Here is a 14,701-nt window from a genome sequence, read left to right as displayed (position 1 = left end):
CTAATGATAATTAAAAATTTAATATAAAAACCATTCAATTTCAAAATGCAGAAATACGACAAAAATCTCATTTGGAAATTTAAATTCATATTATATGAGCCGTGATGTGGCAGTGATTCAAATACGCCATACACTTATTAATACGCCGTCCGGCGTGCTAATAGTGGAGTATTGCTATGCGCTCAAATAACTTTGGCCGCCTCAGCGCTATTGCGATGGCGGTACTTCTTGCCTTCTCCCTGTCGGCCTGTAGCGGCGGCGGCGGGAGTTCGCACAATACGGCGAAAACAGCCGGGTCTGCCGGCACCACGGGCACAGACACCGCAAGCAATGGCGGTAGCGGCTCGGGGAGTAGCGGTTCCGGTGGAGGAACCGGCTCGGGTGGCAGTACTGGAACAGGTGTAGGTACTGGAACAGGTACAGGTACTGGTACAGGTACTGGTACAGGTACTGGAACAGGTGGCGGTTCGGGCGGAGGTGGAACCGGTGGCGGTACTGGTGGAGGCACAGGAGGCGGAACAACCGTCGCTAATAGTGCAGGTAATAACATTATCGGCGATGCCGGCGGCGTCGTAAGCGGCGTTGGCAGTACCGTCAGCGGCGTAGGTTCTCAGTTACCGGTGAATAATCCTGTCACCTCCACGGTTGCCGTGGCCGTGGACGGCACCGGCAGCGCCATTTCAACCGTCGGCAACGGCGTAGTGAATGGCCTTGGCAATGCTAACAACCCTAACGGGGTGGGCACCACCGTGACCGGTGCGACCAATGCCGTGTCTGGCCTTGGGACAACCGTTTCAGCAGTCGGGACTAATCTCGCAAGCTCCACAGCCAATACGCCAGTCGGCGGGGTAACTGGTGCCGCAGGTGGACTGGTCAATACTGCGGGGCAAGTCGTGACCGGTACAGGGAATGCCCTGACTCAAACGGTACAAAGCCCTGGCGTGTCCAACCTGACAACTGGCGCTACGGGGCTGGTTAACACCACCCTTTCAGATACGCAGAAAGCCACTCAGGCCGTGGGCGGGGCTACCGGGCTGGGTACGCCAGTCAGTAACCTGCTGACCACCACAGGGGGAGCCGTCAGCGGTCTGGGGACCAATATAAGCGGCAGCAACCCTTCTCTCAGCGGCGTGGGCCAGGTTGTCCAGAATACCGGGCAGGTGGTGACTGACAGCGGAGCGCTGGTGAAACCAGTGCAAACCGGCAGCAGCTCAGGCTCCGTTTCAGCGGGGGCTTCTGGCTCGCTCGGCGTGGGGGGCAATGGCCTGGTGACCGGCCTTGGCACCACAGTGAGCGGCCTGACCTCTTCGCTAACCACCAATGTCAACGCCAGTGCGACAGGCAGTAGCACAAGTTCAGGCCAGCAAGTCGGGCTTACCGGCGCGGTCAGCGGTCTTTTGAAAACCAAATAGTGCTCACTATGGCACATGTGCTCCCGTGGTAACGGCGGGAGCACTTTTTTCACAGCATCTTCTTCGCTGCGCAGTTAAGGGAGATCACTATGGACACTCGTCTGGGTATCGTGTTGCTTTATGGCGCTACGCTGAGTATCAGCTATGCCGATATGTCCCCCACGCTTATCGACCCTAATAACCCCGCAAAAGCTGCTCGTTCTCTTGCCATACCTGCTGCACCGCAAAAACAGCCAGAAGTAAAAACCCCGCTGCCGGTTCCGAAGTTAACCCCGCAGACGCCGATTACGGTGAAACATCTGCAGTTTATTGGCGGCACGCGCTATAAACTCGACTCGCTGGTTCAGCCGTTTATGCCGCTGGTCGGCAAAACAGTCCCGCTGGCCCAGTTGATAACGTTGACCAATAACATTACCCAGCGCTATCAGCAGGATGGCCTGCCGCTGTCCTACGCTTACCTGCCGAGCGACAATTTCCATGATGGCACGGTGCGTATTGTGCTGGTTGAAGGCTATATTGCGCACAGCAACATCAAAAGCGATAACGCTAATACGGGCGAACGCTTAAGCCGTTTGTCGGCGCTAATGATGAATGAAAAACCCCTCAGTCAGGCCACATTTGACCGCTACAGCCTGCTGATGCAGCGCACGCCGGCGACAAAAGTGGAGGCCAATGCCGCGCTACCTGACAACATTTATGGCGCGGCGGATATGAAAGTCGACGCCACGCAGCCGCATATCTGGGATATTTCCTCCACGATAGACACGCGCAAAGGCTCAAACCTGGCGCTGATTAACGGCACGCTCAGCAACCTCACCAGCCACGGCGATCAGCTGGGGCTTGCCACGCTGGTGCCGCTGGATAGCAGCACGAAAAAAACCTACTTTGGGGCCAACTATCAGCAATACCTCACCGATAACGGCCTGCTGATGCAGTTGAAAGGCAGCTTCTATCGTGAAAACCCCAGCGACTACACGCCGCTGCTTTATTTGCCGCAGAACATTTCTATCGACGCAAAGGAAAAAACCACCCAGTACACCGGGGGAATAGCCTTCAGCTACCCGCTGCTGCTTGAGCGCAAGAAGCAGTTTTCGGTCAGCGGCGGGCTGGATTATGTCGATAAGCGCGACGATTATGCGCTGCGCGCCAGCGGCTTCGGCAATACCATTGATTTGCCCGGCGTCAGCCAGCGCGCTCGCTACCCGGCGGCAGAGTTTTCGGCCTGGGGCTACCGCGAGTACGACACCGCCAACTGGAGCGCACGCCTGACCCTGCGTAAGGGTATTGATGCCTTTGGGGCCAGCGTCACGCCGGGATTAAACACTAATCTCAACTTTACGCGCTGGAAGGGCAACGTCGATGCCGCCTGGCTGGTCGCGCCTAAATGGCGATTGAGTACGTCGCTGGAGGGGGACTGGTCAAACAATAATTTGCCCGAAGCTGAGCGCGTAAGCTTCGGGGCGCAGCGTTTTGGCCGGGGATATCCTGACGGCGAGGCCAGCGGAGATTACGGCTACGGCGGGCAGGTTGAAATGCGCTATCTCCATAGTCTCGATCAGGGCGTGTGGATTAACACGGTGCAGCCCTATGTCGTGGCCGATACCGCCCAGACCTGGTTCAATCAGCCGGGCTTCCGTCATCAGCGTCTGGCCTCGATTGCAACCGGGGTAACGGTGGGCGACAGCCGCCACTATACTGTCTCCGTTGAGGCGGCGAGGCCACTGGCTGATTTACCCAGCGACAGCAGCCGCCGCGATGTCCGCTTCAGCCTGACTTTCACCTACAACTTTAACAATCTGCATTAACGGTTAACCCTCACCGGGCGCGGTGAGGGGCATTTTCAGACAAGGTTCAGCGTCGCGCGCTTTTTCGCGGACTCGATGCCCAGCTCAATCAGTTCCATGACCTGAATCGCCTGGGCTGCCGGGACAGGGTTCTCGCCTTTACCGGCCAGAGCATCACGCACTCCCGCGTAATAAGCCGGATAGTTACCTGGCACGGTCAGTAGCGTCTGCTCGTCCATTATCTCGCCCTGTGCCAGGGTCAGCACGCCGTCGCGCATGTCGTAACCCCAGTCTTCCTGTGGCAGTCGTTCGCCCGCTTTCAGGCGATCTTCCTGCGGATCAAGGCCGTATTTAATGTAGCTCCCACGCGTGCCGTGCACGATGTAACGCGCCGTTTCCGCCGCCGCCAGCAGCGTGCCATGCAGCACGACACGACGCTGCGGATAAGCCAGCACGGCGTGGAAGTAGTCGGTCGCCTGCGCCCCGGCGCGAAGCTGCGCGAGGTCCACGGTCAGGCTGACTGGCAGCCCAAACAGAGTGATGGCCTGATCAAGCAGATGCGGCCCAAGATCGTACCAAATACCGCTGCCGACGCCCGCCTGTTCACGCCAGCGGTTACGTACCTGCGGGCGGTAGCGGTCAAAGTGGGATTCAAAATAGGCCACTTCGCCGAGCGTCCCTTCCGCCAGCAAATTTTTCACCGTCAGGAAGTCGCTATCCCAACGGCGGTTGTGGAACACGGACAGCAGCAGGCCGAGCTTTTTAGCCAGCGCATCCAGCTCCCGCGCCTGGGATAGCGTGACGGTGAAAGGCTTATCAACGACGACATGTTTTCCGGCTTCCAGCGCAGCTTTAGCCAGCGGGAAGTGGGTGTCATTCGGGGTAGGAATGACAATCAGATCGATGGCGGGATCTTTAAACAGGTGCTGAGGATCGGACACGACCGTCATCCCCGGCCAGTCAGCGTGCACTTTTTCACCATCGCTACTGGAAACTGCGGCGAGGATCATTCCTGGCGTACCGGAAATCAGCGGTGCATGAAAAGTCTTGCTGGCATAACCGTAACCGATAAGCCCGACGCGGATGGTATCACTCATGTGTTTTCCTCTCTTTAATGAACTCCGGCATTTCACCTTATCCCCCGGTGGGCGACAACAGCAAGTTTCTGGATTGCGCATTGCCCAGGCATAAGACCGCCATTATTGCTAATCATCCAGACAGTTATTATGGCTTTAAATGACTGTCTTCATTTAGCCCGAACGGCCAGGGTAAATTAAAATTAAGGAGATTTTTATGTAGTCCAGGACGCGATATTCCTGGATATTGCAAAGAAAACTCCTAATTGTTCCGTTGAGTAATAATAGCGCTAAGTCGCGACCGAGTTTGCGATTATCATCGCCTCTCAATCCGCCGACCGTGATTAATTGATACCCGCCATGGAAAATGCAACACCTCTCAGTGCCCTGGACTACCTGATGAAATTCCGCAAAATAAGCTCACAGGAAAATCTGGAAAAGCTTTTTGATCACTTGAATTACACCCTGACCGACAGCCAGGAAATCATGAATATGTACCGCGCGGCCGATCACCGCAGGGCCGAACTGGCCTCCGGCGGACGTCTTTTTGACCTTGGATGTGTGCCGAAAACGGTCTGGCGTTACGTTGTATAGCCGCTGCCGGTAGCATTAGCGGCAAAATCCCTTATAATCCCCCCGCTTTATTCACCTTATTTAAAATCGGGAGGACACATGACGACGCCCCAACCCCCGCGCATTGCCGGCTGGCTCCTTGCCCCTTTGGCCTGGCTGCTGATGTCGTTGCTCAGCAGCTCGGTGGCGCTGTTAAGTTTCCTGATGATGATTCTGTCCCCGGCAGCCCGCGAGGCGCTGGGCAGCGCAGACGCAAAAACAACGCTGTTGTTCAGCCTGTCCGTCGCCTGTGCGATGGCAATGTGGGCCTATACCCTCTGGCTGACTATCGCGTTCTTTAAACGCCGCCAGAATGTGGTCCGTCATTATATTTTGTGGCTGCTGCTCACCGTGCTGCTGGCGATTAAATCCTTCGCATTTTCGCCGGTCAGCGACAAGGTCGCGGTTCAACTGCTGCTGCCTTCTTTGCTTGCAGCGGCATTACTGGTGCCTTATTTGAAGCGTTCGAAGCGAGTGAAGCAGACCTTCATTAACCCGTAATAACCCTATAGATAGCCCGTTGTCGCCGCCCGCCGATTCGTCGATAATAGGCGGCTTTTTTTGTTTCAGGTCGAATCATGTCAGATTATTTGTTGCTCTTTGTGGGTACCGTGCTGGTCAATAACTTCGTGCTGGTGAAGTTCCTTGGTCTGTGTCCGTTTATGGGGGTTTCCAAAAAACTGGAAAGCGCCATCGGCATGGGGCTGGCGACCACCTTCGTGATGACGCTCGCCTCTATTTTTGCGTGGATCATTGACGAACTTATCCTGGTGCCGCTGGACCTGATCTACCTGCGCACCCTGGCGTTTATCCTGGTTATCGCGGTTGTCGTGCAGTTCACCGAAATGGTGGTGCGTAAAACCAGCCCCGCGCTTTATCGCCTGCTGGGGATCTTCCTGCCGCTGATCACCACCAACTGCGCCGTACTCGGCGTGGCATTGCTCAACATCAATCTGGGCCATAACTTCCTGCAGTCGGCGGTGTACGGCTTTTCCGCCGCGCTTGGCTTCTCGCTGGTGATGGTGCTGTTCGCGGCCATTCGCGAGCGTATGGTTGTAGCCGATATTCCAGCCCCGTTTCGCGGCAACGCTATCGCGTTGGTAACCGCAGGCCTGATGGCCCTCGCCTTTATGGGCTTTAGCGGGCTGGTGAAGTTCTGATGACAACGTTGTGGATGGCTATTATTTCGGTCACGCTGATGGGGCTGCTGTTCGGCCTGATCCTGGGCTATGCCTCTCGCCGCTTTGAAGTAGAAGAAGATCCGATTGTTGACCGCATTGACGAACTGCTGCCCCAGAGCCAGTGCGGCCAGTGCGGTTACCCAGGCTGCCGTCCTTACGCAGAGGCCGTTGGCAACCAGGGCGCGAAAATCAACCTTTGCGCGCCGGGCGGCGAAGCCGTAATGCTGAAGATTGCCAGCGCCCTGAACGTGGAGCCCCAGCCGATTGACGGCGATGCCACCGCCGCAGAGCCGGTGCGCATGCTCGCCGTGATTGACGAAGCAAACTGCATCGGCTGCACAAAATGCATTCAGGCCTGCCCCGTTGACGCGATTGTAGGCGCGACCCGCGCCATGCATACCGTGATCAGCGACCAGTGCACAGGCTGTAACCTTTGCGTCGACCCTTGCCCTACCCGCTGCATCGACCTGATCCCCGTCAGCCCGACGACCGAAAGCTGGAAATGGGATTTGCAGACCATCCCGGTGCGTATGATCCCGGCGGATAACCATGCTTAATATCTTCAATCGCTTTAAAAAAGACAGAATTTGGGACTTTGACGGCGGCATTCATCCCCCGGAGATGAAAACCCAGTCCAACGGCACGCCGCTGCGCCAGGTTCCGCTGCCCTCCCAGCTCGTGATTCCGCTGAAGCAGCACATCGGCGCGGAAGGTGAACTGTGCGTCAAACCCGGTGATTATGTGCTGCGCGGCCAGCCTCTGACCCGTGGACGCGGGCGTATGCTGCCGGTACACGCTCCAACCTCCGGCACCATTAAGGCTATTGAGCCGCACTCAACCGCGCATCCTTCTGCCCTCGCCGAACTTAGCGTCATTCTTGATGCTGACGGTGAGGACCGCTGGATTGAACGAGACGGCTGGAGCGACTACCGCTGCCAGAGCCGTGAAGCCCTTATTGAACGCATTCACCAGTTCGGCGTGGCCGGGCTGGGCGGCGCAGGGTTCCCGACCGGCAGCAAACTGCAGGGCGGCGGCGATAAAATTGACACGCTGATCGTGAACGCCGCCGAATGCGAGCCCTACATTACCGCCGACGACCGCCTGATGCAGGACTGTGCCGCGCAAATTATCGAAGGCGTGCGCATTCTGGCCCATATTCTAAAGCCACAGCGCATTCTTATTGGCATTGAGGACAACAAGCCGCAGGCGATCTCCATGATGCGGGCGGTGCTGGCTAATAGCCACGATATGCAGCTGCGGGTCATCCCGACGAAATACCCGTCCGGCGGCGCCAAGCAGCTGACGCAGATTTTAACCGGCAAGCAGGTGCCCCACGGGGGCCGTTCGTCCGACATTGGCATTCTGATGCAGAACGTCGGCACCGCGTATGCCATTAAACGTGCGGTCATCGACGGCGAACCGCTGACCGAGCGTGTCGTCACTTTAACTGGTGAATCCATAACTCAGCCGGGCAACGTCTGGGCGCGTCTGGGCACGCCGGTCAGCCACCTGCTCAGTTTTGCGGGCTTCCGCCCAGGACAGGATCAGAAAGTGATTATGGGTGGGCCGCTGATGGGCTTCACCCTGCCGTGGCTTGATGTGCCGGTAGTGAAAATTACCAACTGCCTGTTGGCCCCGTCTCCGGCTGAAATGGGCGAGCAGGAAGAAGAACAAGGCTGTATTCGCTGCAGCGCCTGCGCGGACTCCTGCCCGGCCGATCTGCTGCCGCAGCAGCTGTACTGGTTCAGCAAAGGCCAGCAGCACGACAAAGCCACCGCCTACAACCTGTCTGACTGTATCGAATGCGGGGCCTGCGCCTACGTTTGCCCGAGCAATATTCCGCTGGTGCAGTACTTCCGCCAGGAAAAGGCCGAAATCCGTGAGATTGAGCTGGAAGCCAAACGCACCGTTGAGGCTAAGGCTCGCTTTGAGGCACGGCAGGAAAGGCTGGAGCGTGAGAAAGCTGCTCGCCTTGAGCGCCATAAAAATGCCGCGGTTCAGCCGACGGCAAAAGATAACGATGCCATTCAGGCCGCACTTGCCCGCGTAAAAAGCAAAAAAGCGCAGGCCAGCGACGAACCTATAGTGGTGAATATAGTGGTGAAAGCCGGCAGTACGCCGGATAATAGCGAAATGATTGCCGCCCGCGAAGCCCGTAAAGCTGAAGCGCGCGCGCGCCAGGCAGAGAAAGCGCTACAGGCAGAATCGGCGAGCAGCACCGAAACCGATCCGCGGAAGGCTGCCGTTGAAGCCGCGATCGCCCGTGCCAAGGCTCGCAAAGCCGCACAAAACGCAGAAAGCCCTGAGACAGTTGCCGTTGAGCCAGAAGCCGTTGACCCGCGTAAGGCCGCCGTTGAGGCCGCCATTGCCCGTGCCAAGGCTCGCAAAGCCGCACAAAACGCAGAAAGCCCTGAGCCAGCTGCCGTTGAGCCAGAAGCCGTTGACCCGCGTAAGGCCGCCGTTGAAGCTGCCATTGCCCGAGCCAAGGCCCGCAAAGCGGCGCAAAACGCAGAAAGCCCTGAGCCAGAAGTCGTTGACCCGCGCAAAGCCGCCGTTGAAGCTGCCATTGCCCGAGCCAAAGCTCGCAAAGCGGCGCAGAAAGCGGAAAGCGAACAATCAGCCCCACAAGAAGAACAAGATCCACGCAAAGCTGCAGTGGCTGCGGCAATTGCCCGCGTTCAGGCGCGTAAAGCCGCTCAGATGTCTCCAGAGGAATAAATGGTTTTTAAAATCGCAAGCTCCCCGTTTACCCATAATCAGCGCAGCACCGCGCGGATTATGATGCTGGTTTGTCTCGCAGCCCTGCCCGGCATCGCGATGCAGTGGTACTGGTTTGGCTGGGGAACGCTGATTCAGGTTGTACTGGGGATCGTCAGCGCTATGGTCGCCGAAGCGCTGGTGCTGCGTCTGCGCAAAAAATCCGTACAAAACCACCTTGCCGATAACTCGGCGCTGCTCACCGGCCTGTTGCTGGGGATCAGTATTCCGCCTCTCGCGCCATGGTGGATGGTGGTTGTCGGGATGGTGTTTGCCATCATCATTGCCAAGCAGCTCTATGGCGGCCTTGGCAACAACCCGTTTAACCCGGCGATGATTGGCTACGTTGTGCTGCTGATTGCTTTCCCGGTGCAGATGACCTCCTGGCTGCCGCCGCAGTCCATTGCCGCCAGCGTACCGGGTTTTGTTGACAGCCTGCAGGTGATTTTCCACGGCGCAACCGCCACCGGCGGTACCATGGATACGCTGCGCATGGGCGTGGACGGCATCAGCCAGGCCACGCCGCTGGACACCTTCAAAACCGGTCTGCACGCGGGGCACTCCGCAGAGCAACTTCTGAGTGCGCCAATCTATGGCGGCGCGCTGGCGGGCCTCGGCTGGCAGTGGGTTAACCTGGCTTATCTGGCGGGCGGTCTGTTCCTGCTGTGGCGCGGCACCATTCGCTGGCATATCCCGGCGGGCTTCCTGGTAGCTTTGGTCGTCTGCTCCACGCTCGGCTGGGTTATTGCCCCGGAAAAATGCCTGTCGCCGATGGTGCATCTGTTCTCCGGTGCGACCATGCTCGGTGCGTTCTTTATCCTGACTGACCCGGTCACCGCCTCGACGACCAACCGTGGACGACTGATTTTCGGGGCGCTGGTTGGCCTGCTGGTCTGGCTGATTCGCACTTACGGCGGCTACCCGGACGGCGTGGCGTTCGCCGTGCTGCTAGGTAATATTACCGTGCCGCTGATCGACTACTACACCCGCCCTCGCGCGTACGGCCACCGCTAAGGAGACGCTATGTTTAAAACAATGCAAAAGCATGGCGTAGCCCTGGCGCTGTTTGCCGCTCTGTTTACCGGGCTGACGGCGCTGGTCAACGAACTCACCAAACCGACAATTGCCCAGCAATCGGCGCTGCAGCAAAAAATGTTATTTGATCAGGTGATTGCCGATGACGTCTACGATAACCCTATTCAGGACAGCTGCCTGGTGGTGAAGGACTCCCCGCTCGGCAAAGGCGCCCGACATATTTATGTGGCGCGTAAAGGCGATAAGCCCGTTGCCGTTGTCATGGAAGCCACCGCGCCGGACGGCTATTCTGGTGCTATACAGATTCTGGTTGCCGCCGATTTTAACGGCACCATCCTCGGCACCCGCGTGACCGAACACCACGAAACGCCGGGGCTTGGGGATAAAATAGAACTGCGTCTCAGCGACTGGATCACCCACTTTGCTAACAAACGCATTCAGGGCAGCAATGACCCGAGCTGGGCGGTCCAAAAAGACGGCGGGCAGTTCACGCAGTTTACCGGGGCAACCATTACCCCGCGCGCGGTAGTCAATGCCGTTAAGCGCGCTGGCCTGTTTGCAGAAACCCTGCCCGCGCAGCTCAACGAATTGCCGGCCTGTGGAGAACAACAATGAGCGAAACAAAACGCGTCCTGGTAAACGGGCTGTGGAAAAATAACTCGGCGCTGGTTCAGCTGCTGGGCCTTTGCCCGCTGCTGGCCGTCACCTCCACCGCCACCAACGCCCTCGGGCTTGGGCTGGCAACCACGCTGGTACTGACGTTGACCAACGGGACAATTTCCGCCCTGCGCCGCTGGGTGCCCGCTGAGATTCGTATTCCGGTGTACGTGCTGATCATCGCCTCGGTGGTCAGTATCGTGCAGATGCTGATCAACGCTTATGCATTTGGGCTCTACCAGTCGCTGGGGATCTTTATCCCGCTCATCGTCACCAACTGTATCGTCGTCGGGCGAGCCGAAGCCTACGCGGCAAAAGCCAGCGTGCCTTATGCCGCGCTGGATGGGTTTGCCACCGGGCTGGGCGCGACCAGCGCAATGTTTGTTTTAGGCTCGATTCGCGAGATTATTGGTAACGGCACCCTGTTTGACGGCGCGGACGGTCTGCTTGGCAACTGGGCGAAAGTGCTGCGCATTGAAGTCTTCCATACCGACACGCCTTTCCTGCTCGCCATGCTGCCGCCGGGCGCCTTTATTGGCCTCGGTATGCTGTTGGCGATAAAATACCTCATTGATGAAAAAATGAAGGCACGTCGCGCCCGCGAAAGCGCCGCCGCCGTAGCAGGCAATGCAGAGAAGGCTTAATGAATAACAGCAAGCGCGTTGAGATCCTCACCCGCCTGAGAGACAACAATCCTCATCCGACAACCGAACTCAATTTCAGCAGCCCTTTTGAGCTGCTGATTGCGGTTCTGCTGTCCGCTCAGGCCACCGACGTCAGCGTCAACAAGGCGACGGCAAAGCTGTACCCTGTCGCCAATACCCCGGCGACGATGCTGGCGCTTGGGGTAGACGGCGTAAAGGAGTACATCAAAACCATCGGCCTGTTTAACAGCAAAGCGGAGAATGTGATCAAAACCTGCCGCATGCTGCTTGACCTGCACGGTGGCGAAGTCCCTGAGGACCGGGCGGCGCTTGAGGCGCTGCCGGGCGTAGGCCGTAAAACCGCCAACGTCGTGCTGAACACGGCCTTCGGATGGCCAACGATTGCCGTCGATACCCATATCTTCCGGGTGTGTAACCGCACTCAGTTTGCTGCCGGGAAAAACGTCGAGCAGGTAGAGGAAAAACTGCTGAAGGTGGTTCCGGCAGAATTTAAGGTCAACTGCCATCACTGGCTGATCCTCCATGGCCGCTATACCTGCATCGCGCGCAAGCCGCGCTGTGGCTCATGCATTATCGAAGATCTCTGCGAATTTAAAGAGAAGGTTGACGCCTGATCGCCTCGCCCGGGGCCAGCCTCGGGCTTCCTCTGTACTTCCCTGCCTTATAAACGCCCTTTTTGCACACTTTTATGCCGGAAATAACGCGGGATGATTTTATATTGTCCGCTCAATAATCGGCTCACCAGGTTAATCGTTTTTTTGCGATAAGAAATTTCTATAAATTTGTGATCTGCATCACTTTGATAACCTGAGGTTGCGTAAAGGTAACGAAATCACCACTAACGCCTTGCTATCGTTAGCAATAATGGATCTACGGCCATACAATAGGCCAGACATATTGAATATAGTGGTCATTAACACTGCATCACAGCTTCATAAGCAGAATATATAACTACAATGTTAAAAAATCGCTTTGAAAAAAGACAAAAAATCGATAATAAATGAATTGGTAAAATTTAACGCTGAATAACAATTCACCTGATGGCGTATTATCTTGCCATGGATATATGTAACAGAATATTACAAACCACTTGCCTGCAACCCCTGGATAGTGAACATTACCCCCCGTTTTTCCTTCCTAATAACAAGAAAAATGCTTACCCATGCGGTAAGACATAAGTAAGCCCCTTAATTAAAGCGGGATGTAAAAAAAGAGGTATATGTGTCGACTGCAAACAAAGAACCAGCAGAAAGCGTTAGTCTAAACGCCTTTAAGCAACCTAAATCGTTCTACCTGATTTTCTCTATCGAACTCTGGGAGCGTTTCGGCTATTACGGCCTGCAAGGCATCATGGCCGTTTACCTGGTCAAAATGCTGGGCATGTCCGAAGCGGACTCCATCACGCTGTTCTCCTCCTTTAGCGCCCTTGTTTATGGCCTGGTCGCGATTGGCGGCTGGCTGGGCGATAAAGTCCTCGGCACCAAACGCGTTATCATGCTTGGTACCGTCGTACTGGCTATCGGTTACGCCCTTGTGGCTTACTCCGGCCACGACGTGAGCGTGGTGTATATCGGGATGGCGACCATCGCCGTAGGTAACGGCCTGTTCAAGGCTAACCCTTCCGCGCTGCTGTCAACCTGCTATGAGAAAGACGACCCGCGTCTGGACGGTGCATTCACCATGTACTACATGTCCATCAACATCGGCTCCTTCTTCTCTATGCTCGCCACCCCATGGCTTGCGGCGCAGTATGGCTGGAGCACCGCGTTCTCCCTGAGCTTCGTGGGCATGCTGATTACGCTGGTGAACTTCATCTTCTGTAAGAGGTGGGTGAAGAACTATGGCTCTAAGCCTGACTTCGCACCGGTGCACTTCGGTAAGCTGATGGCAACCATCGCAGGCGTTGTAGTGCTTATTGCCGTGGCAACCTGGCTGCTGCACAACCAGGGCATTGCTCGCGCCGTGCTGGGCTTCGTTGCACTGGGTATCGTTATTATCTTCGCGAAAGAAGCTTTTGCGATGAAAGGCGCGGCTCGCCGCAAGATGATCGTGGCCTTCATCCTGATGGTTGAAGCTATCGTCTTCTTCGTGCTTTACAGCCAGATGCCAACCTCCCTGAACTTCTTCGCTATTCGCAACGTGGGCCACGAAATTCTGGGCATCACTTTCGAAGCCGAGCAGTTCCAGGCGCTGAACCCGTTCTGGATCATGATCGGTAGCCCGATTCTTGCCGCTATCTACAACAAAATGGGCGACCGCCTGCCGATGCCGCACAAGTTCGCAATCGGGATGGTGCTGTGCTCCTTCGCCTTCCTGGTTCTGCCGGTTGGCGCGAAGTTCGCTAACGAAGCGGGTATTGTGTCCGTAAACTGGCTGATTCTGAGCTATGCGCTGCAGAGTATTGGTGAGCTGATGATCTCCGGCCTGGGCCTCGCAATGGTGGCACAGCTGGTACCACAGCGCCTGATGGGCTTCATCATGGGCAGCTGGTTCCTGACGACTGCGGGTGCAGCAATCATCGCCGGTAAAGTTGCAGGCCTAATGGCGGTGCCGGAAAACGTGACTGACCCGCTGCAGTCTCTGGAAGTGTACGGTCGTGTCTTCATGCAGATCGGTATCGTCACCGGCGTGATTGCCGTGCTGATGCTGCTGACCGCGCCGAAGCTGAACCGCATGACGCTGAGCGAAGACAAAGCCGAAAAGGTTAACGAAACCGCTACCGCGTAATTTCTCCAGGAAAAATGATTATTTAGCCGCCGGCCTCACAGCTGGCGGCTTTTTTTTTCCCTGTGTCCGCACTAACATAAGTTATCTTAGCGCCCTAAAGGAGTTCGTCATGAAACTGTATTTCAAGCCCGGTGCCTGTTCCCTCTCCCCACACATTATCCTGCGTGAATCTGGCCTGGACTTTTCGCTGGTGAAAGTTGACCTCGCGACCAAGCGCACCGAAAACGGTGACGATTTTCTCGCCATTAACCCCAAAGGACAGGTGCCCGCTCTGGTACTGGATGACGGCTCTCTGCTGACCGAGGGCGTGGCTATCGTGCAATACCTGGCGGATAAAGTGCCCGATCGCCATCTGCTGGCCCCAGCAGGCAGCATGACTCGCTACCACACGCTGGAGTGGCTGAACTATGTGGCAACCGAGCTGCATAAAGGCTTTTCTCCGCTGTTCAACCCGGCAACCCCTGAAGAGTTCAAGGCCGTGGTTCGCAAGCAGATGGAGAAGAAATTCCACTATGTGAACGAGTCGCTGCAGGATAAGCAGTGGCTGATGGGGACCCGCTTCACCGTGGTGGACGCCTACCTGTTTACCGTGCTGCGCTGGGCCTATGGCCTGAAGCTGGATCTGGCCGGGCTGACAAACATCGAAGCCTACGTTGAGCGCATGAAGGCGCGCCCGGCTGTGTCTGCGGCGCTGACCGCCGAAGGGATTTAAATCAGGTCTGGATAGCAAAACGTCGGCGAGAGAAGTGATACCAGTCAGTTCGGTAAAAGAATAGGAAAATCAATTCATTGATT

The 14,701-nt window shown here is 56.6% G+C and carries 14 protein-coding genes; 13 read left to right on the top strand and 1 reads right to left on the bottom strand.

The window, feature by feature from the left end:
- Window positions 1–176: 176 nt before the first annotated feature.
- Window positions 177–1,412 (top strand): collagen-like triple helix repeat-containing protein, encoded by a 1,236-nt coding sequence (locus tag AAIE02_RS05620; protein ID WP_498532132.1) that lies wholly within the window; start codon window positions 177–179, stop codon window positions 1,410–1,412.
- Window positions 1,413–1,501: 89 nt separating this feature from the next.
- Window positions 1,502–3,217, top strand: a complete 1,716-nt coding sequence (locus tag AAIE02_RS05615) for a ShlB/FhaC/HecB family hemolysin secretion/activation protein (RefSeq protein ID WP_498532131.1) — start codon at window positions 1,502–1,504, stop codon at window positions 3,215–3,217.
- Window positions 3,218–3,252: 35 nt separating this feature from the next.
- Here AAIE02_RS05615 and AAIE02_RS05610 read toward each other — a convergent pair whose 3' ends face one another.
- Window positions 3,253–4,293: an oxidoreductase gene (locus AAIE02_RS05610; protein WP_498532130.1), complete on the bottom strand. Its 1,041-nt coding sequence runs from the start codon at window positions 4,291–4,293 to the stop codon at window positions 3,253–3,255.
- Window positions 4,294–4,632: 339 nt separating this feature from the next.
- Here AAIE02_RS05610 and ydgT point away from each other — a divergent pair, with 339 nt between their 5' ends.
- The 11 genes from ydgT to gstA all read left to right on the top strand — a co-directional run bounded on the left by ydgT (window position 4,633) and on the right by gstA (window position 14,618).
- Window positions 4,633–4,866 (top strand): transcription modulator YdgT, encoded by a 234-nt coding sequence (ydgT, locus tag AAIE02_RS05605; protein WP_008456420.1) that lies wholly within the window; start codon window positions 4,633–4,635, stop codon window positions 4,864–4,866.
- Window positions 4,867–4,944: 78 nt separating this feature from the next.
- Window positions 4,945–5,385, top strand: coding sequence for a DUF2569 family protein (locus AAIE02_RS05600; RefSeq protein WP_008456421.1), 441 nt, complete (start codon window positions 4,945–4,947; stop codon window positions 5,383–5,385).
- A gap of 77 nt (window positions 5,386–5,462) precedes the next feature.
- The gene (gene rsxA, locus AAIE02_RS05595; protein ID WP_008456422.1) at window positions 5,463–6,044 is read left to right on the top strand and encodes an electron transport complex subunit RsxA; all 582 of its coding nucleotides are present in this window, start codon (window positions 5,463–5,465) and stop codon (window positions 6,042–6,044) included.
- Complete coding sequence (rsxB, locus tag AAIE02_RS05590; RefSeq protein ID WP_008456423.1) at window positions 6,044–6,622, top strand: electron transport complex subunit RsxB; 579 nt, start codon at window positions 6,044–6,046, stop codon at window positions 6,620–6,622. Before rsxA ends, rsxB begins: the two co-directional genes overlap by 1 nt.
- Window positions 6,615–8,783 (top strand): electron transport complex subunit RsxC, encoded by a 2,169-nt coding sequence (rsxC, locus tag AAIE02_RS05585; RefSeq protein WP_498532129.1) that lies wholly within the window; start codon window positions 6,615–6,617, stop codon window positions 8,781–8,783. Before rsxB ends, rsxC begins: the two co-directional genes overlap by 8 nt.
- Window positions 8,784–9,836 carry an electron transport complex subunit RsxD gene (gene rsxD, locus AAIE02_RS05580; protein ID WP_008456425.1) on the top strand — a complete coding sequence of 351 codons (1,053 nt, stop codon included), beginning with the start codon at window positions 8,784–8,786 and terminating at the stop codon, window positions 9,834–9,836.
- Between the two features lie 9 nt (window positions 9,837–9,845).
- Window positions 9,846–10,472, top strand: a complete 627-nt coding sequence (rsxG, locus tag AAIE02_RS05575; protein ID WP_039302429.1) for an electron transport complex subunit RsxG — start codon at window positions 9,846–9,848, stop codon at window positions 10,470–10,472.
- A complete protein-coding gene (locus tag AAIE02_RS05570) occupies window positions 10,469–11,158 on the top strand; it encodes an electron transport complex subunit E (protein WP_008456427.1) in 690 nt (229 codons plus the stop codon). The genes rsxG and AAIE02_RS05570 overlap by 4 nt, the downstream gene beginning before the upstream one ends.
- The gene (gene nth, locus AAIE02_RS05565) at window positions 11,158–11,793 is read left to right on the top strand and encodes an endonuclease III (protein WP_498532128.1); all 636 of its coding nucleotides are present in this window, start codon (window positions 11,158–11,160) and stop codon (window positions 11,791–11,793) included. Before AAIE02_RS05570 ends, nth begins: the two co-directional genes overlap by 1 nt.
- A 607-nt stretch (window positions 11,794–12,400) precedes the next feature.
- On the top strand, window positions 12,401–13,906 hold the full coding sequence (dtpA, locus tag AAIE02_RS05560; RefSeq protein ID WP_336709516.1) for a dipeptide/tripeptide permease DtpA: 1,506 nt from the start codon (window positions 12,401–12,403) through the stop codon (window positions 13,904–13,906).
- Window positions 13,907–14,015: 109 nt separating this feature from the next.
- Window positions 14,016–14,618, top strand: a complete 603-nt coding sequence (gene gstA / locus AAIE02_RS05555) for a glutathione transferase GstA (protein ID WP_166874700.1) — start codon at window positions 14,016–14,018, stop codon at window positions 14,616–14,618.
- Window positions 14,619–14,701 lie beyond the last annotated feature (83 nt).

It is taken from the genome of Cedecea sp. Ae19-4 (assembly GCF_059801165.1).
The sequence above is the reverse complement of the archived record's forward strand: the minus strand, read 5'-3'. Positions and strand labels throughout refer to the sequence as shown.